19 protein-coding genes are annotated in these 25,278 nt (G+C 65.9%); 9 read left to right on the forward strand and 10 right to left on the reverse strand.

Annotation, left to right across the window (positions count from 1 at the left end):
• Positions 1-125: 125 nt before the first annotated feature.
• Positions 126-632, forward strand: a complete 507-nt coding sequence (locus tag ACZ5YA_RS07845) for a hypothetical protein (protein ID WP_464092323.1) — start codon at positions 126-128, stop codon at positions 630-632.
• Positions 633-646: 14 nt separating this feature from the next.
• On the opposite strand, the gene ACZ5YA_RS07850 is transcribed toward ACZ5YA_RS07845, so the two are convergent.
• Positions 647-1,372, reverse strand: a complete 726-nt coding sequence (locus tag ACZ5YA_RS07850) for a hypothetical protein (protein ID WP_464092324.1) — start codon at positions 1,370-1,372, stop codon at positions 647-649.
• Positions 1,373-1,468: 96 nt separating this feature from the next.
• A complete protein-coding gene (locus ACZ5YA_RS07855) occupies positions 1,469-2,461 on the reverse strand; it encodes a DUF4917 family protein (protein WP_464092325.1) in 993 nt (330 codons plus the stop codon).
• A gap of 391 nt (positions 2,462-2,852) precedes the next feature.
• On the opposite strand from ACZ5YA_RS07855, the gene ACZ5YA_RS07860 reads away from it, so the two are divergent.
• From ACZ5YA_RS07860 to ACZ5YA_RS07870, 3 genes are all read left to right on the forward strand, one after another.
• Positions 2,853-4,862, forward strand: a complete 2,010-nt coding sequence (locus ACZ5YA_RS07860) for a DUF4034 domain-containing protein (RefSeq protein WP_464092326.1) — start codon at positions 2,853-2,855, stop codon at positions 4,860-4,862.
• A 2-nt stretch (positions 4,863-4,864) separates the two neighbouring features.
• Complete coding sequence (locus tag ACZ5YA_RS07865; RefSeq protein ID WP_464092327.1) at positions 4,865-6,712, forward strand: M48 family metallopeptidase; 1,848 nt, start codon at positions 4,865-4,867, stop codon at positions 6,710-6,712.
• Positions 6,713-7,378: 666 nt separating this feature from the next.
• Positions 7,379-11,977, forward strand: a complete 4,599-nt coding sequence (locus ACZ5YA_RS07870) for an autotransporter-associated beta strand repeat-containing protein (RefSeq protein WP_464092328.1) — start codon at positions 7,379-7,381, stop codon at positions 11,975-11,977.
• A 57-nt stretch (positions 11,978-12,034) separates the two neighbouring features.
• On the opposite strand, the gene ACZ5YA_RS07875 is transcribed toward ACZ5YA_RS07870, so the two are convergent.
• Entirely contained in the window at positions 12,035-13,180 is a 1,146-nt protein-coding gene (locus tag ACZ5YA_RS07875) for an alpha-hydroxy acid oxidase (RefSeq protein WP_059373308.1), read from the reverse strand.
• 162 nt (positions 13,181-13,342) lie between these two features.
• Here ACZ5YA_RS07875 and ACZ5YA_RS07880 point away from each other — a divergent pair, with 162 nt between their 5' ends.
• Together ACZ5YA_RS07880 and ACZ5YA_RS07885 are read left to right on the forward strand one after the other, a co-directional pair.
• Positions 13,343-13,681: a hypothetical protein gene (locus ACZ5YA_RS07880; protein WP_059373310.1), complete on the forward strand. Its 339-nt coding sequence runs from the start codon at positions 13,343-13,345 to the stop codon at positions 13,679-13,681.
• Positions 13,682-13,792: 111 nt separating this feature from the next.
• Positions 13,793-14,224, forward strand: coding sequence for a VOC family protein (locus tag ACZ5YA_RS07885; protein WP_464092329.1), 432 nt, complete (start codon positions 13,793-13,795; stop codon positions 14,222-14,224).
• 28 nt (positions 14,225-14,252) lie between these two features.
• Here the strand turns inward: ACZ5YA_RS07885 and ACZ5YA_RS07890 are convergent, their stop codons facing one another.
• Complete coding sequence (locus ACZ5YA_RS07890; protein ID WP_118932130.1) at positions 14,253-14,669, reverse strand: VOC family protein; 417 nt, start codon at positions 14,667-14,669, stop codon at positions 14,253-14,255.
• Positions 14,666-16,681: a MocR-like pyridoxine biosynthesis transcription factor PdxR gene (pdxR, locus tag ACZ5YA_RS07895; RefSeq protein ID WP_464092330.1), complete on the reverse strand. Its 2,016-nt coding sequence runs from the start codon at positions 16,679-16,681 to the stop codon at positions 14,666-14,668. The genes ACZ5YA_RS07890 and pdxR overlap by 4 nt, the downstream gene beginning before the upstream one ends.
• 90 nt (positions 16,682-16,771) lie before the next feature.
• Here pdxR and ACZ5YA_RS07900 point away from each other — a divergent pair, with 90 nt between their 5' ends.
• Positions 16,772-18,475, forward strand: coding sequence for a M24 family metallopeptidase (locus ACZ5YA_RS07900; RefSeq protein WP_464092331.1), 1,704 nt, complete (start codon positions 16,772-16,774; stop codon positions 18,473-18,475).
• A gap of 23 nt (positions 18,476-18,498) precedes the next feature.
• On the opposite strand, the gene ACZ5YA_RS07905 is transcribed toward ACZ5YA_RS07900, so the two are convergent.
• The 3 genes from ACZ5YA_RS07905 to ACZ5YA_RS07915 form a co-directional block, all read right to left on the reverse strand.
• Positions 18,499-19,176: an NAD(P)-dependent oxidoreductase gene (locus ACZ5YA_RS07905; protein WP_464092332.1), complete on the reverse strand. Its 678-nt coding sequence runs from the start codon at positions 19,174-19,176 to the stop codon at positions 18,499-18,501.
• Between the two features lie 101 nt (positions 19,177-19,277).
• On the reverse strand, positions 19,278-21,191 hold the full coding sequence (locus ACZ5YA_RS07910; protein ID WP_187523946.1) for a B12-binding domain-containing radical SAM protein: 1,914 nt from the start codon (positions 21,189-21,191) through the stop codon (positions 19,278-19,280).
• A gap of 111 nt (positions 21,192-21,302) precedes the next feature.
• The gene (locus ACZ5YA_RS07915) at positions 21,303-21,863 is read right to left on the reverse strand and encodes a hypothetical protein (protein WP_124260350.1); all 561 of its coding nucleotides are present in this window, start codon (positions 21,861-21,863) and stop codon (positions 21,303-21,305) included.
• 170 nt (positions 21,864-22,033) lie between these two features.
• On the opposite strand from ACZ5YA_RS07915, the gene ACZ5YA_RS07920 reads away from it, so the two are divergent.
• Complete coding sequence (locus ACZ5YA_RS07920; protein ID WP_464092333.1) at positions 22,034-22,438, forward strand: hypothetical protein; 405 nt, start codon at positions 22,034-22,036, stop codon at positions 22,436-22,438.
• A 16-nt stretch (positions 22,439-22,454) separates the two neighbouring features.
• On the opposite strand, the gene ACZ5YA_RS07925 is transcribed toward ACZ5YA_RS07920, so the two are convergent.
• Positions 22,455-23,630 (reverse strand): GGDEF domain-containing protein, encoded by a 1,176-nt coding sequence (locus tag ACZ5YA_RS07925; protein WP_464092334.1) that lies wholly within the window; start codon positions 23,628-23,630, stop codon positions 22,455-22,457.
• Between the two features lie 243 nt (positions 23,631-23,873).
• Between ACZ5YA_RS07925 and ACZ5YA_RS07930 the strand changes: the two genes are divergently transcribed.
• The gene (locus ACZ5YA_RS07930) at positions 23,874-24,809 is read left to right on the forward strand and encodes a DNA/RNA non-specific endonuclease (protein WP_118932126.1); all 936 of its coding nucleotides are present in this window, start codon (positions 23,874-23,876) and stop codon (positions 24,807-24,809) included.
• Positions 24,810-24,826: 17 nt separating this feature from the next.
• Here the strand turns inward: ACZ5YA_RS07930 and ACZ5YA_RS07935 are convergent, their stop codons facing one another.
• Positions 24,827-25,216, reverse strand: coding sequence for a VOC family protein (locus ACZ5YA_RS07935; RefSeq protein ID WP_464092335.1), 390 nt, complete (start codon positions 25,214-25,216; stop codon positions 24,827-24,829).
• Positions 25,217-25,278 lie beyond the last annotated feature (62 nt).

Below are 25,278 nucleotides of genomic sequence, written 5' to 3' on the forward strand. Positions count from 1 at the left end.
GAAAACCAGCGCATGATACCTTGCGACACACCGTTGAAGCCTGAAGAGCTCCAGCACGGAGGACCTACGAACATGCATTTGCAATATTGCAATCAGAAATTTGCCCTTATGCCCTGGAGGCTCGCATGCCGATAGCCCTGGCCGATCTGGAGCAAGGCGTCATGGAGCGGTTGCGCGCGCAGCCCGCATTCGCGGGCTGGAAGAAAAAGGGCAAGCGTTGCCTGTGGCGAGCCTGCGGCGAATTGCAGCAAGGCGTGGAACTGATCCGCTACAAGGGTTCGTTCGACAACGCGCAGCACGTGTCCTTGGGCGTCTACGTGTCCTTTCCGTATGAAAAGGAATGGCCGGTCTACGTGCCGGCCGAGGTATGGAACAAGGGGCGGATGTACCGCCGCGCTTATTTGAAACCGGGAGAGGGGCTGGTCCAGGAACCCACCCTGGGCAGCGGCGCTGTGCTCAAGATCAGCGATGCGCACGACATGGAAGACTGGCTGTCGACCTTGGCAACGGATGTTGAAAACCATCTTGCGCCCTGGTTTCAGCGGTATCAGACGCTGGAGGAGGCATCGTACGAGTATCGAATTCCATCCTGGCGTCTGATTGCGGCAGGCATCAAACCGGAAGCTGTTTGAACCAAACCCAAAGGTCACCTGCCCCCAAAATCCGCCGCCGGAATCTGTTGGGCATCCTCATATCCGCCGCCCTGCCCGGTGAATTCGAATCCGATGGTGGTGTAGCGCAGCCTGCCGGCATCCACCGACGACGGCCCCTGGGTCAGGGAAAAGTCCTTGGTCCTGTAGAACTTCCTGCTCATCAAGTCCTGGAACGCCAGGTAGTAATCGCCCGGCGCAACATTGACGATCGAGAATTGTTGGTTGGGTCCTACGTAGACATGCCTGCTGCTGAACTGGACGCCCCGCGCGCTGCTGACCAGCTTCACAAAGAATGCGTTGCCTGTTTTTTGATTGACCAGGTTGACGACCGAACCACCGAAATCCCGCGACTCATATCCGTTGACGTATCCTGCTCCGGTCGGCCACGTTGCCCCGTTCGGCGCTTTGGGTACGCTGAGCGCCTGCTCCTGCCTCTGAGGGGTACCCATTGCAGCAGGTGCTGGCGGCGTTTGCGCAATCGCGGCGTTGACTGCGGGATTGGCCGGCGCCGACGCCTTCGATGTATCCGGTTTGTTGCCGCTCGAAAGAAACAGGAAACCGGCTAGCACTGCGGCTCCCAATATGCCCGGCCCCACGATTTTCACATCCCGATTGCCGCAGTTCGGACACTTCAGCGAACGGCTGTTGCCCCTTGGATACCAGGTGTGGCCGCATTCGCGGCACGCATTCTGAGGTCGCTTGGTCTTTCTTGCCGCCATACGTACTCCTTGGACAGAAACTTGCCGCGCAGGCTCCTGTCTGCTGCCAGCAACGCAATACCGGACCGATCAATGGGAGCCGATCGGGTTGAAGGATTAGGGGTTGTGCCAGGCGCCGTCGCTATCTGAATGGAAGAACCGCACGTCCTTGACGCCTATATCCGTAAGCGCTTTGTGCGCATGGTCGCAATACGTCTGCATGCCTTCGTGGACAGACACGGCGACGCGATCGGGCGCTGCCGCGGCGATCTGATTGAGAATGTGTCCTTCCTGCTTGGCGATGCCCCAGCCATAGATGACGAGGGACTTTCCGACCTCGCTCAAGGGGCCGTTGTAAACGCTGCGCAAGTAATGCGACTTCTGGATGGCGTCCAACTTCTGGTCGGACGTGCCGTCGCACACGAACAGCGGCACGCGGCCGCCCGAGCGCCACTCTTCGAAGATCAGATCAAGCAAGCCCTGCGGTCCGGCTACGAGCTTGTGTTCTTCGAAGGACGGCGTCACTCCCAGCACGATGTTGCCGTGCGGGTAGCAATAGATCGTTGGATTATCGACAGATCCATAGGATTGCCGATACATCGCCCAGTTATCCGCGAAGGCGTTCTTGTTGAAGCCGCCCTTGAAGTGATAGCGGCTGCCCAGCGCTTCATTTCCCAATTGCGCTGCCCAGTAGACGATGAGGTCGTAATTCAATGAAACGACGGTGCGGAACCGCCGCATGAACTTGTAGATCGGTTCCAGGTGGGGTCTGGCCTCCTCGTAGGAAACATGCACTTTCCGGACCGTTTGAATGAGCGCCTTGCGTACCGCGGCATAGGCTTCGTCCACCTCTTTCACGGCGATACCCAGGGCGGCATTCACTTGCTTTGCTTGCCAGAGCCGCCGGAGCACGAATTCAAAATCATCGGTCTCAAAGCGCTCGAATACATCCTGCGCCTTGGCGTCGATAAAGCTGTGCACCTGCGCGGCTTCGAACAAGCCCGTGTATCCGAACTCGCCGCTGACGGCGACGCTCGCTCCGTTGCCGACGAGCAAGGTGTCGGAGAAGTCATTTTCGAGGTCCTGCCAATTGAAGATCTTGTGAGCCATGTTGCAGCCTTATCCCTGGTGATTGGGGCGACGCGGGGTATTGGCTGAAGACCACACCGTCCGGCGCCGCCTTGCGCGCCAAACTTGGTCTTGGCTACAAGGCGCTGCGGGCGATGGCACGATGCCTGTTCAGCCTCGGCGAAAATACATTTTGAAATCTATGTTCGTATACTGTCATTTTTGGCGGGGCGTTCAACTCCGAAACTAAGGCAGCTTTTGCCCCTTCTTTCCCAGGCCCCAGCAGGGCCCGAACGTAAAGCCATCGCCCGTTTTCTATTTGTCATATTTTTTGTCATTTTGTCGCATCGGTTTCACAACCTTGCGCCCAACTCAGGCATCATCTGCCCGCCCCGCCCGCGGGTAAATCACGTCCCTTTCATCAGGTGCCTCCTTGCAATCCCTCTCCTCCATCCGCCGCGACGTCCGCGCCCTGGTTCAATCCCGCGCCTACGCGCAGCTCGACGCCTATTACGCCGACCTGGAACAGCAAGACTGGGCGGACACGGAAAACCCCGGCGCGCCCTATTTCGAGGCGGCCAATTCCGGCACGCTGTTCGACTATTCGACCGTGTCGTACCAGGACGCTTCGGACTTTCTGCAAGCCTGGATCGCCGCCTGCCCGGACTCGTATCACGCGCAGTTGGTGATGGGCAATTTCTGCTATGGCCGCGCGGCCGATATACGCGGTTATGGCTGGGCGGACAGCGTGACCCAGGACCGTTGGCTGGGCGCGGCGCTGGCTTGCGAAAGCTCCGCGGCGGCGCTGCTGCAGGCGATGGCGCTTTCTCCGCGCCCGATTGCAGCCTGCGTGACGATGATGCAGCTGGCCGCGCATTTCAAGGAACCCTACTGGCTGCGCGCGCTGTTCACGGGTAATCCGCCCGCGACCTTGACGCATGACGACATCGAGGAAGAAGGCCTGATGGATGCGGCGCTGGCGCATCTGGCGTCAGTGGGCGTGCCGCGACTCGCGCAGGCGCCGCAAGCCTTGCCGGCCTGGCTGGCGCCGCGCGCCGAGCACGAAATGGAGCAGGCCAAGGATTACTGGCTGCTGCGTGCGCTGGAACTGCGGCCCGGGCATCTGGGCGCGTTGACGGCCTATGCGCAGTACCTGCAACCGCGTTGGGGCGGCAGCTACGAGGACATCGACGGCATGGCCGGCGGCCCGCTATGCGCGGCGCTGACGGAGCCGCAGCGCAATGCAATCCGCTGGATCGGGATTTATGACTCGCTGGACAGCTATCCGGAACCGGACGACACCGAGGCGGTCGACGAGTACCGCCGCATTTTCGAGTCGTTCCTGGCGCGCGAGCTTCGGCCCACCGAGCGTGGCATGGCCTTGGGCTACTACGCGCAGTTCGCCAGCTATTCGCTGCAGGACCAGGCGCGCGCCCGCGCACTGCATGGCCAAAGCGTGGCGGCATTCGGGCCGAACGAGTATTTCGCGCAGGTGGACGGGCCGTTCCGCAGCTTCGCGCATGTGAGCATCATCCATCACCAGCCCGACGACGACGGCGCGTTCAAGCGCGTGCTGGAACGCATGTGCGGCTGGGATCAAGTGGCCACGGCGCATGCGCTGGCGGCCGTGGCGCATCAGTTCGGCCGCTGGGGTTTTGCTCAGGATCCGGCGCGAGCTCAGCAACTGCTGGACCGCGCAGCGGTGCTGGCGGCGGACCAGATGGATGACGATTTCAACGTGCTGGCGGCCGCCGCGATGCTATGGGATGGCGGCGACCATGAGCAGGGCTATTTCCTGTCGCGGCAGTTGGCGGATCGGCGCGTGCCGGACGCCGCCTGCAGCATGTACGACATCCACCGTGGGTTCCGCGACAACACGCCCGACAGCTACCTGGACAACGAAGTGCGCGACCAGTGGCTGGCGCGCGCGGTGGAGGACGGTTCGCCGCTGGCGAAGTACAACATGGCCCATCGCAATATCTTCGACGGCGAGATGGACTTTTCGCGCCGCGAGAACCTGGACCGGGTGTTGTGGCTGCTGCAAGGCGCACGCGAGGAGCCGCGCGCGGAGGCGCTGGCCCGCCTGCGCATCGGCGTGCTGCTGCGCGACCACGGCACCGAGCAGGAGCAGCAGGAAGGCGTGCGCGCCTACCTGCGCCCGCTGGTCGAGGAAGACGACGACTGGCGCGCCGGGCGCGCCAGCGCCGAGATCGCGCTGGCCTACACGCATGGCCGCGGCGCCAAGAAGAACCGCTTTGCCGCGATCGAATGGGCGCAGCATGCCTGCCGCCTGCAGCCGGACGACGAGGACATCGAAGACATCCAGGCTCAGGTGATGAACTCGCACAGCCTGGTCAAGACCATAGGCACGGTGTTCGGCGCCTATCTGGGCCGCGGCGGCGTGTCGGCCGAAGACCTGCCGCCCAAGCCGGCCGCGCAGTAAGCATGGCGCGCGGCAGCCTGTCGGGATTGAAGCTGTCTGCCCGGCTATGGCTGGGCGATGCCGCCTTGGCGGGCGCCGGCGTGGCGCTATGCACGGCGCCCGCATGGCTGTACGCAGCCTTGCCGGGAGTGCTGGGCATGGCTGCGGCGGCGTTGACGCTGCCCCTGCCGTTCGCGGGCTGGGCGATGCTGCGGCTGCCTTTTGCCGCGCGCCCGCCAGGCGCGGAGGACGGCATACGCCTGCAACCCGAAGACGCTCCCGCGCTGTTCCGCGAGATCGAGCAAGTGCGCGCCCGCCTGGGTGCGCCGGCGCTGGATGCCGTCTACCTGAACGGCGAGTTCAACGCCAGCATCCGGCAGCACCGGCGCCTGCTGGGCCGCACGCGCAACGTGCTGTGGCTGGGACAGCCGCTGCTGGAGATGCTCTCGGCCGAGTCCTGCCGCGCCATCCTGGCGCATGAATGCGCGCATATCGCGGGCAGCCACGGGCGTTACGCCAGCCGGGTGTACTTTGCGCGCCTGCAATGGCAAGAAGCCGCAAGGCAGCTGGAACGGCGCAAGGGGCTGTCGACGGGACCGCTGCGCCTATTCATGAATTGGCACGTGCCGCGCTTTCTGGCGGCGAGCCTGGATTTCGCGCGGGAGTGCGAGTACGAGGCCGATGCGCAGTCTGCGCTAGCCTGTGGCGCCGATGCCGCAGCGAGCGCGCTGCTGGCCGTGTCCTTGCAGGGCCGGGCCTTGCGCGAGTATTGGCCGGACGTCTACGCACAAGCCTCTGACGCACAGCCGCCCTCGCCACATGCGCGGCTGGCCGGTGCGGCCGAGCTGCCCTGCCCTCGCGACGAGGCCGAAGCGCAGGCCTGGCTGCATCAGGCGTTGTGCATCCCGACCGCCGATGACGACACGCATCCTTCCCTGTCGGACCGTCTGGCCGCGCTGCATGCAGCCAGCGCCAGTCCCCTGCCCTGGCGCCGCGCCGCGCCCAATGCCGCTGAAGCATGGCTGGCCGACCAGCGCCTGCCCCTGGCCCGTACGCTGGATGAATCGCAGCGCGACGCCATTGAGCAGGCCACCCGCGAGGCGCAAAATGAAAGCGACGAAGCCATTGCCGGCCATCACGAGCTGCTGCGCAAGCAGCGCCTGCGCACACTGTCGGCCGACGAACGGGCGCGCATGGCCTGGTACGCCGACACGCTGACCGGCGACGCGGACGGCGCCGCCGCCATGCTCGAACAGAATTTGCAGGATCATCCCGGCCACCTGCCCACGCTGTGCCAACTGGCCGCGCTACAGCTACGACGGGCTGCCCACCAGACCAACGCCGAGACTTCGCGCCTGGAAGCAGGCGCCGAGGCGCTATGGCAGCAAGCCATCGAGCAACCCGGCCTCCATCGCCAGCCCTGCCTGCGCCAGTTGACGGCAGCGGCGCTACGACGCGGTGATGCCAGCCAAGCGCAAGCTTGGCGGGTGGAGGCGGACAGGCTGCAGCGGCAACTCCAGACCGAGGACGGCCACGCGCGCTACCAACCGCATGGTCTCAGTGAATCCGAACTGCGCAAATTCGCCGACACGCTGGATCCGCTACTGCGCGCCGCCACCGGCGTCTGGCTGCTGCGCGACGCCGGCAACGGCCATCTCGCGCTGCTGGTGCTGGCGCGGGATTCGGCATGGGCGCGCGCCATCGGCAAACTGACGGGCGAACAAAGCTATTTGCGGCGCGATTGCGAAATGCTGCTGGCGCGGCTGCTGCCGCGCCTGCGCCTGCCTGTCGAACCGGTGCTTATGGAAGCCGGCGACCCCTTGCTGAGCCAGTGCACACCGGCCGGCCTGCTGCGCCGGACCGGCGCCTGAGCGGCTCGAACACCGAACGCCGCGCCACGCACTATCGCTGCAATCCGCAACAGTATTGCTATCGGTTGTGGGAACCCGACAGTGCTCTGCGCATAAACAGCTGATTAAGCGCGCGTCGCGCGAGACCATTGATTTGCATCAATCGCGCCTGGATTTTCCAGCACTAATCTGAACCTGACCTCCTTTGCAAAACCCTCGTTCGTGCATTTCCAGACCATGTGCTGAATCCGGAGGTCCAAGCAGCTCTGCCATGGAACAGAACTACTGAGGCTAGGCATTTTTTTGTCGGTTCGATCTGCCATGCGCGTTGCCTGTACGTCCCCTCTCCCCCTCGGCCTCGTCTGCCGTCGCACCGCCTTGCGCGCGCGCCCGGGTTCAGCCTCCGTCCATTTCCCGCCTCTGATCGGAATCGCTTCGGTTCCCTGATCGCCCGGCACTTTCACCGCACCTCCATGGCTGCCGTCTGAGTAGACGGGAAGCCACACATTCCTGCGCGTCGTTATATGACCCTATTTATTGTTGTAACAACAACGATAAACAGGCTTATTCTTGTTGCCTGCCCTCGTCGGTTGTTCACCCACCGGCAAATTCAATTGGCAGGCATTACGCGCAGACGATCACTTCACTGAATTTCTTTTGATTAAGTGAGTAGAGAAGATGCAGCCCTTGTCACCAATTGACGTCCGCTTGTCATTCAAGCTTTCCAGCGCATTCCTGATCGCGTTGGGCGCTTTCCCCGCCTACTCCCAGACCATCGACGGCGGATCGATAGTCACCGTTCCCGGGTCGCAGAGTTCGCCCTGGAACCTGGGAGCCAGTTCCCTCACGGTAGGCAACACTAGTACCGGCACGCTGCAGATTGGCGCGACCGGCGTGGTGTCCAACGGATCCGGCTTCATCGGCCGGCAGGTCGGCAGCACCGGCCATGTGACGGTGAGCGGCACGGGAGCGCAATGGACGAACAGCGCTGGCCTGTCCGTAGGGTTCTCGGGCACGGGCACGCTGGGTGTTTCGAACGGCGGTGTCGTCAGAAGCACGACCAACACTTATGTGGGCGTGGCGGCGGGCGGCACCGGCACCGTTACGGTAAGCGGCCTGGGATCGCAGCTGAACACTACCGGCTTCATGCGCGTGGGCCAGACCGGCAACGGCACGCTGCAGATCAGCGACAGCGCGGTCGTGAGCAATGCGGCCGCCGTTGTCGGCTACGACCCGGGCAGCGTGGGCGTGGTGACGGTCAGCGGCGCTGGCACGCAGTGGAACAGCAGCGCTCAACTCAGCGTGGGCGCTTCGGGCAACGGCGCCGTGACCATTTCGAACGATGCCGTGGTCAGTGCGACCAGCGCCGTGGTTGGCGGAGCGGCCAGTTCACAAGGCGTCATCAATATCGGCGCTGCCGCGCTGGCCGCTGCGGCGGCCCCAGGCACGCTGTCGTTGACGGGCCCCAGTCCCAGCCTGACCCTGGGCGCAACAGGCGGACTGGTGTTCAACCACACCAACACCGCCGGCTATGTGTTTACTCCCGGCATCACCGGCGCGGGCAAGCTCAGCACCTACAACGGCACCACAATACTGACCGCCAACAACAATTACACGGGCGGTACCACGATCGCCGGCGGCACGCTGCAATTGGGCAATGGCGGCACCAGCGGCGCCATCGTGGGCAACGTCGCAAACAACGGCATCCTGAACTTCAACCGCACTGACAGCGTGACGTTCGCAGGCCTGATCTCGGGCAGCGGCGTGGTCAACCAGAATGGCACGGGCGCCACGATACTGACGGCCAACAACACCTATACCGGCGGCACCGCCATCGCGGCTGGAACCTTGCAGTTGGGCAATGGCGGCACCACGGGCGCGATCGTCGGCAACGTAGCGAACAATGGGGCGCTGGTGTTCGATCGCTCCAACACCCTGACGTTCGCAGGCCAGATTTCCGGCAGCGGTTCGGTCAGCCAGATCGGCGCCGGCACCACGGTGCTGACAGGCAACAATGCCTATGCGGGAGGCACCACGATCTCTGCGGGCACGCTGCAACTGGGCGATGGCGGCAGTTCGGGCGCCATCCTGGGCAACGTGACCAACAATGGGGCGCTGGCCTTCAATCGCTCCAATACCGTGGCATTCCCTGGCCTGATCTCCGGTAGCGGCGTGGTCAACCAGATCGGCGCGGGCACGACCATCCTGACGGCGGACAACACCTACACCGGCGGCACTACGATCTCGGCCGGCACGCTGCAGCTGGGCAACGGCGGCACCTCGGGCGCCATCCTGGGCAACGTCGCGAACAATGGCGCGCTGACGTTCAACCGCTCCGACGTCCAGACCTTCCCCGGGCTGATCTCCGGCAGCGGCAGAGTCAACCAGATCGGCTCTGGCACCACGATCCTGACCGCCGACAATACCTACACCGGCGGTACCACGATCTCGGCGGGTACGCTGCAGCTGGGCAATGGCGGCACCTCGGGCGCCATCCTCGGCAATGTGGTCGACAACGGAGCGCTGACCTTCAACCGCTCGGACACCATGACGCTCGCAGGCCAGATTTCGGGCAGTGGCGTGGTCAACCAGATCGGCACCGGGACCACCGTATTGACAGGCAACAACAGCTACACCGGCGGCACCACGATTGCCGCAGGCACCCTGCAATTGGGCGACGGCGGCGCGTCGGGCGCCATCGTGGGCAATGTGGCAAACAATGGAGTCCTGGCTTTCAACCGTTCCGACGTAGTGACCTTCGCCGGCCAGATATCCGGCAGCGGCGTGGCCAACCAGATCGGCTCTGGCACCACGATTCTGACCGCCGACAATACCTACACCGGCGGCACCACGATCTCGGCAGGTACGCTGCAGCTGGGCAACGGCGGCACCATTGGCGCCATCCTGGGCGACGTCGCAAACAACGGCACGCTGAGCTTCAACCGCGCCGACGTCCAGACCTTCCCCGGCCTGATCTCTGGCAGCGGCACGGTCAACCAGATCGGCACCGGCACCACCATCCTGACAGCGGACAATGCCTATACGGGTGGCACCACCATTTCCGCAGGGACGCTCCAGCTGGGCAATGGCGGCACGTCCGGCGCCATCCTGGGCGACGTGTCCAACAACGGCGCATTGACCTTCAACCGCGCTGATATCCAGACCTTCCCCGGCCTGATATCCGGCAGCGGCACGGTCAACCAGATCGGCACCGGCACCACCATCCTGACGGTAAACAATACCTACACGGGCGGCACCACCATTTCCGCAGGGACGCTCCAGCTGGGCAATGGCGGCACGTCCGGCGCCATCCTGGGCGACGTGTCCAACAACGGCGCATTGACCTTCAACCGCGCTGATATCCAGACCTTCCCCGGCCTGATATCCGGCAGCGGCACGGTCAACCAGATCGGCACCGGCACCACCATCCTGACCGCAGATAACACCTATACCGGCGGCACCACCATTTCCGCAGGCACGCTCCAATTGGGCAATGGCGGCACATCCGGCGCCATCCTGGGCGACGTGGCCAACAGCGGCGCGCTAAGCTTCAATCGCTCCGACGCGGTCACGTTCGCCGGCCTGATCTCCGGCAGCGGCACCGTCAATCAGAACGGCACCGGCACGACGATCCTGACTGCGCAGAACACCTATGGCGGTCCGACCAACGTCAATAACGGCGTGCTGCGCGCGGGCGCGGTCTCCACGCTGAGTCCCAACTCAGCCGTGAACGTGGCGGCAGCGGGTACGCTCGATCTGAGCGGCTACAACCAGACTGTGGCCGGCGTGACCAATGCCGGCCTCATCAACATGGGCACCGGCACCACGCCCGGCACCACGCTGACGACGCCGAACTATGCAGGCCAGGGCGGCAGAATCGCGATGAACACCTTGCTCGGCGACGATAGTTCGCCGTCAGACCGCCTGGTGATCAATGGCGGCACGGCCTCCGGCTCGTCTTCACTGATCGTCGCCAACGCCGGCGGCGCGGGCGCCGTGACTACCGGCAACGGCATTCTGCTGGTCGATGCCGTCAATGGCGGCACCACGGCCACCAGCGCGTTCACGCTAGGTAATGCCGGCGGCTACGTCGCCGCGGGCCCGTATGCCTATACGTTGCAACGCTCCAGCGTGGACGGCAGCGGGCTGCAGAACTGGTACCTGCGATCGACGGTGGATTGCGCCGCCGCGCCCAGCAATCCCGCGTGCAAGAACCCCGAGCCCCCGGTTCCACCGAACCCGCCCGAGCCGCCGGTGCCGCCCAACCCGCCCACGCCCGTGCCGCCCGCACCGCCCAACTACCGGCCCGAAGTCTCCACGGCCGTGGCGACGCCGGAGCTGGCCTTGCGCTACGGTTCGACCTTCCTCGACTCGCTGCATGAACGCATCGGCGAGGCGCGCTACGCCCTGCCCTCCACGCCGACCGGCAGCAATTCCCTGGCATGGGGCCGCGTCATCGGCGTGACAGGCGAGCGCAACGGCAGCAACTCGGGCATCCTGGGATCCCGAGGCCCGGACTACGACTACAAGATCTATGGCCTGCAATCCGGCGTGGACCTTTATCGCCGCGCCAACGCCAACGGCAGCATGGACCATGCCGGCGCTTATGTCGCCTTCGGCCGCGCCACAGCCGACGTCGACCACCTGGATGGCCGCTCGGCCGGCCAGGCGGCCATGAACGGCGTGACGCTGGGCGGCTACTGGACGCATATCGGCAAGGAAGGCTGGTATGTCGACGCGGTGATCCAAGGCACGCGCTACGACGTGGACAACGGCCGCTCGCCCGCGGGCTACAACCTGGACACGCGCGGCTTCGGCTTCGCGACCTCGCTGGAAGGCGGCTATCCGTTCCGCCTGAACGACGAATGGGTGATCGAGCCGCAGGCGCAACTGGTGTTCCAGAATGTCAACCTCAACGATGCCAACGACGGCGCCGCCAAGATCCGCTTCAACGACGTAGACAGCCTTAGGGGCCGCCTGGGAGTGCGCCTGGCGCGCACAGTGGAACTGGATCCCGGGCCGGACGGCAAGCGGGTCGCGACGACCTGGCTGCGCGCCAGCCTCGTCAACGAATTCCTGACCAATCCGACCACCGAGTTCTCATCACAGAACGGCTATGTACCGTTCCGGGCCGACATGAAGGGCGCATCGGTGCAACTGAACCTGGGCGCGGACGTGGGCGTCAAACGCAATGTCTCCATGTACGGCAGCGTGGGCTCGGAGATCAGCCTGAGAGGCGATGGCCAGAACTTCAACGGCAAGCTCGGCGTGAAGATCGCGTTCTGAAGCGCAAGCCCGCGGATCGCGGCCTATCCTGCCCGATCCGCGAACCGCGATGCCCGATCAGCGGAACCGCAGGTGCCGCCGCTGCAGTTCGGCGACGGTCCTGCAGCCCATCAGCTTCATGGCCCGCTCGATCTCGACCCGCATCAGTTCCAGCGCGCGCTCCACGCCCGGCCGGCCCGCGGCCGCCAGCGGGAATAAATAGTAGCGGCCCAGGCCCACTGCCTTGGCGCCCAGCGCCAGGGCCTTGAGCACGTGAGTGCCGCGCTGCACGCCGCCGTCCATCATCACGTCGATACGGTCGCCGACCGCGTCGACGATTTCCGCGAGCTGGTCAAAGGCGCTGCGCGATCCGTCCAACTGGCGGCCGCCGTGGTTGGACAGCACGATGCCGGTGCAGCCGATGTCGGCCGCGCGCCTGGCGTCTTCCACCGACATCACGCCCTTCAGGCAGAATTGCCCGCCCCATTCCTGCACCATCGCGGCGACGTCGTCCCAGGTCATGGCCGGGTCCAGCATGTCGGTGAAGTAGCGGCTGATGGACATGGCGCCGCCGCCCATGTCGACGTGGGTGTCCAGCTGCGGCAGCCGGAAGCGTTCGTGGGTGAGGTAGTTGAGCGCCCAGGCGGGCTTGATGGCGAACTGCGCGATGCCGGCCAGGTTGAGCCTGAACGGAATGGCGAAGCCGGTGCGCTTGTCGCGCTCGCGGTTGCCGCCTGTGATGCTGTCCACGGTCAGCATCATGACCTGCACGCCGGCCTCTTTGGCGCGGGCCATCATCTCGCGGTTCAGGCCGCGATCCTTGTGGAAGTAGAACTGGTAGACCTGGGGGCCGCCGCTGATCTTGCGGGCTTCTTCCAGGCTGACGGTGCCCAGCGAGGACACGCCGAACATGGTGCCGAACTTGCCCGCGGCGGCGGCCACGGCGCGTTCGCCGTCATGATGGAACAGGCGCTGCAAGGCGGTGGGCGAGCAATAGACAGGCAGCGCCAGCTTCTGGCCCATGACCGTCACCGACATGTCCACCTCCGCCACGCCGCGCAGCACGTCGGGCAGCAGGTCGCAGGATTCGAAGGCCGCGGTGTTGCGGCGGTAGGTGGTTTCATCGTCGGCGGCGCCGTCGATGTAATTGAAGATGGGGCCTGGCAGCCGCTGGCGGGCCATGCGGCGAAAGTCGTGGAAGTTCTGGCACTGGTTCAGACGCATGGGTGGACCTTTATCGACACTACACGTACAGACAGCCTGAGCCCCCGGATGGAGCGGGACGAATTGTAGACCGACGGCCGCATTTCCCGGCGCGTCGAAGCGGGCGCCACCAAAGATCGTGTTAAATGCGGGCTCTTGCTTCTTGAACGGACTTGGCCCGCAATGCCCCATCCCCTGCTAAAACCGGCCGCCTGGATCGCCGCCGCCGTGCTGTCGCTGCCCGCGGCAACCGCCTTGGCGCAACAGAACCTGGAGCGGGCCACCTCCCTGGCCCAGATCCACGCCATCATGGAGTATTGCAAGGTGCTCACCCCTGAGCTGCTGGAGATCCTGAAGAAGCGGCAGCAGTCGGCAACGCGCGAGTCCGGCGTGTCTTCGCTGGCATTCGATGCGGAGTATCTGCGCGCCTACACCAAGGCGCGCAAGGACATGGCGGATTTCGGAGAGGAAGAAAAGGAACTGACCTGCCAGCCCATGCGGGCCATGGCCGGCCAGGACTGAGCGGGCATCGCCACGCGCCCGAATGGCTGTGCGGCGCCTTGAAACATGGCGCCGCCAGGCGTAGTCTCACATCGCTGATTCTTCTCCCACTGCCAAAGCCAGGAGCGATTCATGGCGCAGAAAGAACGACACAAGGGCCGCTTGATCGATCACATCGGGCTGGTCGTGCGCGACCTGCCCGCCAGCAAGGCGTTCTACACGGCGGTCTTCGATGCGTTGAAGATTCCCATCGGCGGCTCCGACGGCGCAGACTTCTGGACGGACGAGCTGTTCATTTCGTCGCGCGGCAGCGCCGAGGTGCAGGGCGAACTCACCGGCCGCATCCACCTGGCCTTCCAGGCGGAAGACCAGGCCATGGTGGATGCCTTCTACAAGGCGGCGATGGCGCACGGCGGCCGGGATAACGGCCCACCGGGCGAGCGCGCCGCCTACCATCCCGGCTACTACGCCGCGTTTGTGCTGGACCCGGACGGCAACAACATCGAAGCCGTCACCCGCGCGGGCGCACAGCGCAGTGCGGCTTCGGTGCGGATCACTTACTGAACGCGCCGCCAGCGCCCGAGGCCGGCTGTCATGTCGCGCCCCGCGGCGCCTGGATCATCTTCCAGCCATTGCCCGCCGGATCGCGAAAGCCCGCGTCCACGCTGCCGTAGCGTTCGATGGGTTCCTGCGTGAACTCGACGCCCAGGGCCTGCAACCGGGCATAGTCTGCGCGGCAGTCGGCCACATGCAGGACCAGGGGCGGCATGGCCCCCTTCGCCACCATGGCGCGCAAGGTCTGCGCCGTGGCCTCGTCGTGGATGGGCGGGCCGGGCGCGAACAGGCCGAGCTGGAACGAGGGCTGGTCCGGATGCTGGACCGTCAGCCAGCGGTACGGTCCGTTGCGCACGTCCGTGTGGACATGGAATCCGAGCTTGTCCACGTAGAAAGCCAGCGCCGCATCCTGATCATCCACGTATATGCCCGCCACATTGATGCCTGAGTTCATGAGACCTCCTTGGTTAATGGCGGCAATTTACCGTCGGCCTCGCGGCGGCGCTTCTCCAAAACAGCGATGTTGAGATCGGGGCGCTGCGCGGCCTTCGCAACGGAACCGGGCATGCGGTCCAACGGCGGCGTTCCCCCCCGCGCCTGCGCCCGCATGGCGCTGGGGCTGAGACCGGTAATGTCGCGGAAGATGCGGCTATAGGTGCCCAGGCTTTCCCAGCCGGTGGCGTAGGCGATTTCCGTGACGCTCCGCTCCGTGTCCCGCAGCATGGCCACGCTTTGCTCGATACGCCGCGTCAGCAGATAGCGGTGCGGCGGCAGGCCGAAGGCGCGCTTGAAGGAATGCGCAAAATGGGCCTTGGAGATGCCGCTGACCTCGGCCAGGCGCTCCACCGGCCAGGCCTCGTGCGAGGCCGCGTCCATGCGGTCCTTGACGCGCAGCAGGCGGCGCAGCAAGCCCGGATCCTGCTGCTGGCCCGCGCCTGGCGCGGTTTGCGCCAGCAGCGTTCCCAGCTTCAGCAGGGCGTCTTCCTGCACCGTGCTATAGCCCACCACCACGCCCGGCGCCAGATCCACCTTGCGGCAGAAGTCCGCCACCGGCTGCATGCCCACGCCCGCGGCCCGCGCCGCCGCCACGGCCTGCGCCACATCCCAGCCGGGAGGCAGCCACCACAGCAGGTGAAAGCCCGCGTGCTCGCCACCGACGCGTAACGCATCGTTGCCGACGGCCTGGCGCAAGGCGCGCAGCACGGCGTCGCGCCGTCGCGCGTACACGCCGCGCGCCTTGCGCACGTGGCGCGCGAAACTGCCGTCCTGCAGGAACGCCGCCAGCGTCATTTGCTCGATGATGCTGGGCGAGCGCCCCGCGCGGCGGCGCGCCTGCACGAAAGCGGCCGCCAATTCCTTGGGAACCACCGCATAGCCGATGCGCAGCGCGTTGAACAGGGTCTTGTTGAAACTGCCGCAATGGATGACGCGGTCGGCCGTGTCCAGGCTTTTCAGGGCCGCCAGCGGCGCGCCGTCGTAGCTGAATTCGCTGTCGTAGTCGTCCTCGACGATCCAGCAGCCGGCCTGCGCAGCCCAGTCCAGCAGCTCCAGACGGCGGGACACGGACATGGTGGCGCCAGTGGGCGCCTGGTGCGCGGGCGTGACGTGCACCAGCTTCACGCCGCGCTGGCGCCGCGCCTGCGCCACCGGAAAACCTTCGGCGTCGATGGCCAAGGGAACGATGTGCCGCGTGTACTGGCCGAAGATGGGTTCGGCGTTCAGGTAGCCCGGATCCTCGATCAGCACCTTGTCCTGCGGCTGCAGCAGGAGATGGCCGCAGAGGTCCAGGCCGTCGCGGATGCCGCCCAGGACGATGACCTGGTCCGGATCGCAGCTGATGCCGCGGGCCGCGCCCAGGTAGCGGGCGATCTGCTCGCGCAAGGGGCGCCAGCCTTGTGGTTCATCGTTGGCAAGCTGGGCCGGCGTGACGCGCCGCGCGCTGGTCATCAGCCCCTTGCGCCAGCGTTCCATGGGAAAGAGCGCGGCGTCGGCGCTGCGGGAATAGAACTGGGAGTTGGGCTGCGTCGGCGCGAAGATCGCGGCCATGTGCGGGCCGGACCCGGGTGCGCCGACCGTTGGCCCGCCTGCTTGCGTTGCCGGGCGCGGCCCCGGGGTCTGGGACGTTGCGGCGCCCTCGCCCGGCAACCCCGCCCGGAAAAAGTTGTCCGGAATCACCGCCGCCACATGAGTGCCCGAACCGACCGTGCCCGCGGTATAGCCTTCGCTGCGCAATTGATCGTAGGCAGCCTCGACCGTGGAGCGCGCAATGTGCCAGCGCCCGGCCAGGCTGCGCGTGGACGGCAGGCGCGCACCAGACGGCAGCGCGCCCTTCAGTATGCGTTCTCGGATCTCGCGGTAGACCCAGGCCTGCTTGGATTCCCCGGGCCGCGCGGCGTCCATCGGCAGATCCAGGCTGGCTTCCTGGCGTTTCGCGCCTGACTGCGCTACGGAAAGTGGCTTGTTCATATTGGCAGAAATGGCTCTATTCCATGTAGCCATTCTATCGGTAGATTGACTGCCTGAGCCCCTAGCGGGGCAAATTTCCTGGAACCCGCCATGACCGTCACTGCGCCCTGCCACACCATCACCCTGGAGACCGGCCCCTTCGTCGCGGACGGCACGACCTCGATCCTGGAGGCAGCGCTGGCCCAGGGGATACCCGTGCCCTTCTCCTGTCAGCGCGGGGCCTGCGGCTCGTGCCGCGCCGTGGTCGTGGCGGGCAGCTATGAGCGTATCGCCCCGCCCGCGGACGGCAGCTACCAGACCGCCAGCGACGAGTTGCTGATGTGCCAGTGCCGCGCCGCCAGCGACCTGACGCTGCGCTTCCCGCATTGGCGCGCCCCCGAAGAACCCAGGCCGCCGCGCCGCGCCCGCGTGGCGTCACGCCTGCCGCTGGCGCCGGACGTCACCCAGCTCATCGTCGAGTTGCAGGACGGGGCCGACTACGGCTACCTGCCCGGCCAGCATGCCCGGCTGATCCTGGACGGCGGCGCCCGCCGCAACTTTTCGATAGCGAATGCGCCCGGCGCGGCGGGGCCTGCCCGGCTGGAGTTCCACATCCGCCGCATGCCCGGCGGCGCCTTCACCGATGGCATTCTTCCCGGTCTCCAGCCCGGCGACATGCTGACCCTGGACGGCGCGCAAGGCGGCTGCACCTGGCCCGCAGAGATGCCTGCCGGCATCGATCACCTGGTGCTGCTGGCCACCGGCACGGGCTATGCGGGCGTGGCTCCCATCCTTATGGCAGCGTTGCAAAGCCGCGCGCTGAAGACGGTGACTTTGTACTGGGGCGGACGCACGCCGGACGATTGCTACGCCCGGCAGATGCTGGATGCCTTGCAGGGCAAGGGCGAGGGGTTCCAGTGGCATGCGGTGCTGTCCCAGGCCGACAGCGCAGATGGCCGGCCCCGCCGCCACGTGCAGGACGCCGCCATCGCCGCGGACCATGACTGGTCCCGCAGCCTGGTCTACGCCTGCGGCAATCCCGCAATGGTGCAGGCTGCCCGCGACCGCCTGCTGGCGGCCGGCCTGCCCGCCGACCGCTACCGTTCCGAAGCCTTCCACCCCGCAGCCGGGGACGCGGCCAGCGTCGCGCCGCAGCGCGAGGCGCACCCCTGGGAACGCCTCAGTCCGCGCTATACGCTGGCAGGCATCCTGGACGCGCGCCGGCGATCCATGCAGGCGGTGGCGGAAATCGCCGCGCTGATGCGCCCCGGCATGACCACGCGCGAGGCCATCGCCACGGCGGACGAGCACCTGCGTCAAATGGGAGCATCCAACAACTGGCACCCGACCTATGTGCGCTTCGGCCCGGACACGCAATCGCCGCCCGTCCAGCGCACCGACTACGACCGCAAGCTGCAGGCGCACGACATCTTCGTACTGGACATCGGCCCGGTGTGGGACGGCCACGAGGGCGACTACGGCGACACCTTCGTGCTGGGCGCGGATGCGGACCGCCTGCGCTGCGCCGAGGCCGCTCGCGAGGTCTTCCGGCGCGCACGCCTGGCATGGCTGGAAGGCCTGACGGGAGCCGCGCTATACGACCGCGCCTCGGAATATGCACGCGAGCATGGCTGCGAACTGGTGCGCGAGATTCCCGGACACCGGGTGTCGGATTTCCCGCATGCGCTGTACGGCAAACATTTGCTGGCGCAGGCGGACTTCGTGCCCGCCGACGGCATCTGGGTGCTGGAGATCCAGGTGCGCGATGCGCAGCGGCCGATCGGCGCGTTCTACGAAGATGTGCTGCTGCGTTAGGGCGGCGTCGCGATCCAGTCCGGCTAGGCCATGCCCTGGTCGTAGATCACCGGCATCCGCCCCTTCCACCGGTTCCATGTGGCCGCGTCGGTGGCCAGCTCGGCCATGAAGTGCGCCACATGGATGCGGCTTGTCGCCCCTGCGTTGAAGATGGCGCTGCGGGTGGGCGAAGGATGCACCTCATAGCCGGTGGCTGCGGCGCCATCGCGCAGGCTGTCGGGCCGGACCACGGCCCACTCGACCATGCCGTCAGCCTGGCCCACTTGCGTGCGCAGATAATCCGAAGCCTGTTCGTTGTCGGCGTGTGGCGGCACTAGCAGACGCACGAACCCGACCACGCATTTCTGGCCGAACGAAACAGGCTCCGCCAGATCGCGGTTGCTGTTGCCCGCCGTGTTCATGAGCACGAATCTGACCGGCGCGTCCGGCCGGTTCGCCCGGATCGCCGTACACAAGCGTCGGGCCGCATCCGCCACCAACCTGCGAGGCGCGCCGTACATGCCCTTCAGGGTCATGTTGTGGCCCAGGCAGGACAGCACCGCTGTGCAGCCGCTGGCGCACCGGGCCATCTCGGCGTCGCCAAGGTCCAGGACGCTGGCCTGTATGAGCGACAGCCTGGCATCGCCGGCGAGGTCCGCAAGCGCGCCGGGAGACCGCAAGATGGCCCGGACTTGCTGCCCGCGATCGAGCAGCTGCCTCACGAGCAGCCGCCCCGTTGCTCCGCTTGCTCCGACCACCAGCACTGCCATCGCCGCTCCGACGGTCATTTCCGTGCTGCGGATTATAGGGGTGGCGCGCCGCCCTACCCGCGCTGGCTCAATGCCCGGCCGATCCGGTGCTTCGATACCGTGGTCTTCGGCACATGGAACGGGAACCAGCTACGCACGTCCTCGTCCAGCCCGATGCCATGCATGTAGTTGTAGATGGCCTTCTTCAGCGCGCGGCCCAGCGCGTCGTGATCCACGCCGGTCGGGTCATGGAAGCCGACGTCGTTCTTGGCGAAGGTGATCGGCGGCAAGGGCTTGAGGGTAACGCCGTATTCCTCGGGGTTCTGCCCCACGGGCGAATGCACTGTACAGGCGAATCGGTGGAAAAAGCCGCTCTGGATGCAGCCATTGTCGAACAGTTGCCGCACGTACTCCAGCGCATCCACGGTATCTTGCACGGTCTGCGTGGGAAAGCCGTACATCAGGTAGGCATGCACCAGGATGCCGGCGTCGGTGAAGGCGCGCGTGACCCGCGCCACCTGATCCACCGAGACGCCCTTCTTCATCAGGTTCAGCAGGCGGTCCGAGGCGACCTCCAGGCCGCCCGATACTGCGATACAGCCGCTGTCGGCCAGCAGTTCGCAGAGTTCGGGGCTGAAGGTCTTTTCGAAGCGGATGTTGCCCCACCATGAAATATCGGTATTGCGCGCAATCAGCTCGGTCGCCAGCGCCTTGAGCGACTTGGGCGGCGCGGCCTCGTCGACGAAATGGAAGCCGGTCTGCCCGGTTTCGCGCACGATGGCCTCGATGCGGTCGGCCAGCACCGCGGCGGATGCGCCTTCGTAGCGGCCGATGTAGTCCAGGCTGACGTCGCAGAAGCTGCATTTCTTCCAATAACAGCCATGCGCCACGGTCAGCTTGTTCCAGCGCCCGTCGCTCCACAGCCGGTTCATGGGATTCAGCATGTCCAGCAGCGACAGGTAGCGGTCCAGCGGCAGCCCGTCCCAGGTGGGCGTACCCACTTCGGCAAAGGCGATATCGGGTTCGACCATGTTCACATAGCGCACCGCGCCGCTGTCCGCATCGCGCAGGAAGGTGCGCACCAGACGCTGGCGCGAGCGTTTGCCCTGCAGGTGTTCCAGGAGCGACAGCAAGGGACGCTCGCCCGCGTCCAGGGTCACGTAGTCGAAGTAATCGAAGACCCTCGGGTCCTTCAGTTCGCGCAGTTCGGTGTTGACGAAGCCGCCGCCCAACACGGTGACGATGCCGGGATCGTGTGCCTTGATGGTCTGGGCGATGCGGAAGGCGGCATAGACCGCGCCGGGAAACGGTACGGAAAGCAGCACCACGGTGGGCGTGTGGCGGGCCAGCGCTTCCGCGGTCAGGCTGCGCAGCATGTCGTCCACCAGCGTGGGCGGCGCCGCCAGCGCCTGGGCCAGCGGGTCGAACGTGGGCTGGCTGCCCGCCAGCGACTCGGCATAGCGCACGAACTCGAAGCGCGGATCCACCGCGTCCCGCAGCACGTCGGCCAGGTCGTTCAGATACAGCGTCGCCAGGTGCTTGGCGCGGTCATGCAGGCCCAGGGCGCCGAAGGCCCAGCCCAGCGGATCGCCGCCGTCTTCGTCCAGATACGCGTCCAGCGAGCTGAAGCGCGGCCCCTCGGGCAGGAAATGGCGGCCGACGATGCGGTGCGCCAGCGTCGAATCGCGGCCCTGCAGGAAGGCGATCACCGGCCCGATGGTCGCCAGGTAGCGCGCCTGCTGCGCCACGAAGGACTGGACCGCGGGACTGTGCTTGTTCGCCGGCAAGGCGGCGACGCGTTCCGCCACGGCGCGCAGGCCGTCGGCCGACAGCAGGCGCAGCACCAGGGCCAGCGCCAGGTCTTCCTGGAACGAGGTCACGTCGCGCGACCGCAGAAAGCCGGTCAGGTAGGCGGTGGACGGATACGGAGTATTGAGCTGCGTCATCGGCGGAATGACCGACAGCACGCGTAGAGGCAAAGAGGACATGAAACACGGCAAGATTGCCGTCGAAGCGAGGATCGGGGCCATTATAGGCAGCGCGGCGGGACCGGCCCCGCCGGCCGGACTACGCCCGACGGGTTGCGCCGGACACAGACCTCAAAGATCGCCGAGCACGCGGGGATCGAATCGCCAGCGGTGGCTGCCATTCACGCAGCACACCGCCATCGTCTCCTTATGGCGCTTCGGACCGATCTCCCTTAGCTTCAATTCCCCATCGCACACCGGGCACTGGCCGCCAATCTCCGTGTAGAAAACCTCGCCGGCGCGATTGGCCTCCAGGCTGCACATCATTAAAAACCGCGAGTAGCGCATGCGATTCAGGTCACGCCCCGTGTCCAGGCTGATGAGGCTCAGGAAAATCAGGATGAACCACCACGTCGACATCCCCCAGGCGTAGACGCCCAGGGCGGTGATCGCCAAGCCTGCCGCGCCGGCAGCCAACAGCCAGACCGTCTTGACGGGCTTGCCGCGCAGCCGCAGGGGCACAATGTGGTAGCGCTGGAATGCTTCAGCCCAGCTGCCGCGAGAGGCCGCGGCAGCTGGCGGACTGGCGGCGGGCTGCGGATTCACGGCCGGCTGCGGACTCGTCACCGCTGGCGGCGTCTGGTCCGTCGAAAAACTGCCGGTGTCCGATGCGAAGATGTTCTTGCTGGGCATGTTGCCCAGCACTCTTGCGCATTCGTCGCATACGCTGTTCTTGCCCTTGTGGGCGGCTCCGCATCTAGAGCAATGCACGCTATCCCCTCGCAGTCGAAACTTTAATCCGGCACCATTATTACCATTATTCTTGGGTTCCCGCCGCAACCCGTCCCGCCAGCAGTCACCTTATGCGCAACCGATCAGACCCATTCGCCCCGCCCCCGAAACAACGGGCCGTCCACCTCAATTCGCTGCTCTGGATCCTGGAACCGCTGGAGCGCGATGCCGGCTACCTGCGCCGCAAGATGTTCGGCTGCGATGCGGCGTATCTGGACGGCCTGCTGTATCTGGTCGCGGCCGATCGCGAGGATCCCTGGAGCGGCCTGCTGGTCTGCACCTCGCGGGAGCGCCATGAGGCGCTGTTGGCGGAGTTCCCAGCCCTGCGCGTGCATCCGGTGCTGGGGAAATGGCTGTACCTGCCCCAGACCGACGAGGACTTCGAGACGACCGCAGCGCTGATGGCGCGGCTTGCGCTGGCGCGGGATCCGCGGATGGGGGTGGCGCCCAGGCCCAGGTCGCGGCGCCGGACCTGATCCGCGCCGGCTGTGGTCAGCAGTTCACCGCGCTTGCGGCGGCATCCGCCAGTTCCACCCGGTTGCCGCCCAGCGCCTTGGCCTGATACAACGCCCGGTCGGCCGCGGCCAGCGCGTCGGCCAAAGGCGGAACCTTGTCCTCGAACTGCGCCAGCCCGACGCTGACGGTGGCCGGTATGCCCAGGCTGTCGTCCCGCCCGGACACCGTCACGGCGAAGCGTTGCGCCACGGCCGCGCCCAGCACCGTGGCGCGGCGCGCGTCGGGGCCGGACAGCAGCGCGGCGAACTCTTCGCCGCCGATGCGGGCAAGCAACACATCGTCGCCCAACACGCAACGCGCGCTATCCGCGAAGAATTTCAACACCTGATCGCCCGTCTGGTGGCCGTACCTGTCGTTGATGGCCTTGAACTGGTCCAGATCGAAGGCCAGCACCGCAACCGGTCCGCGCCCTGCCCCGCCCTCGATGATGCGTGCGCCCTGTTCGAAGTACCAGCGGCGATTGCCCAGGCGGGTCAGATAGTCCGTCTGCGACTCTCGCAGCAGCTGGCCATGGGTCTCCTCGCGGATCAGTTTGAGCAGCGTCATCGGCAGCACGATCGAATACAGCACGCCTTCGTACATGGTGAGGGTGCTGGCGGTCAGGTGTATGGCCGGCCCGTGCTCCGCCACCCACCACGGCAGGATGAAGGCGCGCGCGGCATAGACCAGTGCGTGGATGGTTACCGCCGCCGTTGCGATGCGCAGCGGCGTCAACGACCTGAGCGACTGGCAGCGCAGCAGTTCCCAAGCGGTCACGCCGCTGACCAGCGCGATCGGGAATGCACTGATGTACTTCCAGACCAGGTCCTCCCGCTGGGTGCCGGCCGCCAGCCAGATCAGCGCCATGACGACCAGCAGGCCAATGGAAGCGCCGCGGTGGCGCCTGCCGCTCAACGAGGCCGCGCCGTTCATGAGGAGGAGATAGCCGCTGAGGACAATGAGATTGGCGACGGCCGAGCCCAGCGGGCTGGGAAGCCTCGCGCGAAACAGCGCGACAGTGCAGCCCACGGCCAGCGTGGCGAAACCCGCCGCCAGGATGCGCAATGATCCGCTGCGGCTGGGATGGGTCCGATGCTCCCAGAACGTCAGGCCTGCACTGGCGAGCAGCGTTCCGATAATGATGAAGTAAAGGGTGAGGAGATCGACGTACATCTTGAACGCGTGGGTATCGCGCCGCAGCAATCGCCGCGGCCAGCAAGAATTCTACGTGGGAAATGCCTCATGGAAACATAGCGTAACTACTGTCACAAGCCGTGTTGCGCATCATGCAACACCGGACCTCGCAGTCATCTCGGGAAACGAAAGAATCCGTGCAAGTGGCAAATTTGCCACTCATCTACAATCCGGGGCGGTGCCGATTGCCAACTGCAATCGGGCAGTAGCTCACAGGTAGTAATGACGCGCGCGAAGACACCCGCTTCCAAGAAGAGAAGTCCCCCAAGCAGATCCAAAGCCCGGGCCGGATCCCGATCCAGCGGCCGTTTCCCCCGATTCCTGAAGGCCCTGCTGTTCTCGTCGCTGGCGAGTTTCGGCGCGGCCACCTATATGCTGAATCCGCAGTGGCGGATTCCGGCGCCGGTGCAGGAAGTCATCACGCGCCTGGGCTGGCCGCAGCAACGCCAGCCCGCGGCGCCCGTGGCGGTGCCGACCGCAGCGCGGACAGGGGCGCCTGTTCAAACGATGTTTGCCGAATGCCGGCAGTTCTTTCCGCATTCGCGCCCGCCGGAAGTCCCGGGCGGCCAGAAGCTGCGGGAGGTGTGCTTCTCGGCCTTCGCCATCCTGCACGACGGGCAGACCAAGACGCCGGTATTCGTGGCGGAACGCCTGAATCGCCAGATGCTGACCCAGGCCCAGGGCATGCGCCGCACCGACAAGTTCTACGCCGAAGCGCGGCTGCCGCGCGCCGAGCGGGCCGAGCTGGACGACTACCGCGGCTCCGGCTATTCGCGCGGCCACATGGCGCCGGCAGGCGATATGTCCACGCCGGAGGCGATGGCGCAGAGCTTCTCGCTGGCCAACATGGTGCCGCAGGACCAGATTCACAACGGCGGCGCCTGGAGCAGCATCGAACAGGACACGCGCAAGTACGTGATGCGCGCCGCGGGCGACGTGTACGTCTTCACCGGCCCCGTCTATGCCGACAAGCCCAAGACCATAGGCGCGGGCGTGGCCGTGCCCACCTACATCTACAAGGTCGTGTACGACGCGACCACGGGACGCTCCTGGGTCCATTGGCAGGCCAACGCCGCCAGCACCAAGGCCGGGCCGCCCATCAGTTACGAGGAATTCGTCAAGCGCACCGGACTGCACGTGCTGCCGGCCGGAGGCTGAAGCGCGCGCCGGCAGCCTCAGCCATTCAACTGGTAGATCTGTATCAGGTTGCCGCAGGTGTCCGAGAAGATCGCGATCGTCACCGGACCCGCGGCGGTCGGATCTACCGTGAAGACCACGCCCTTCTGCTTCAGGCGTTGCGCTTCGGCCTGGACGTCGGCGCTTTCAAAGGCGGTGACGGGGATGCCGTCATTCCTGAGCGCGGTCTGGTAGGCGCTGGCCGCCGGATGGCCGTTGGGCTCCAGCACCAGCTCCAGATCGTCCGGTCCCTCGGGCGAAACCACCGTGATCCAGCGCGCGCCGCCCGCGGGAAAATCCTGCTTCTTGATAAAGCCGAGCACCTCGGTGTAGAAGCGCAGCGCCTTGTCCTGATCGTCGACAAATATGCTGTTCAGCTTGATCCTCATCGTCTCTCCTTATGCCTGGGCGCAAAATCCGGCATGACCATGGCCGGGCCGCAAAAGCCCCA

Source organism: Achromobacter sp. JCM 18799 (assembly GCF_055395645.1).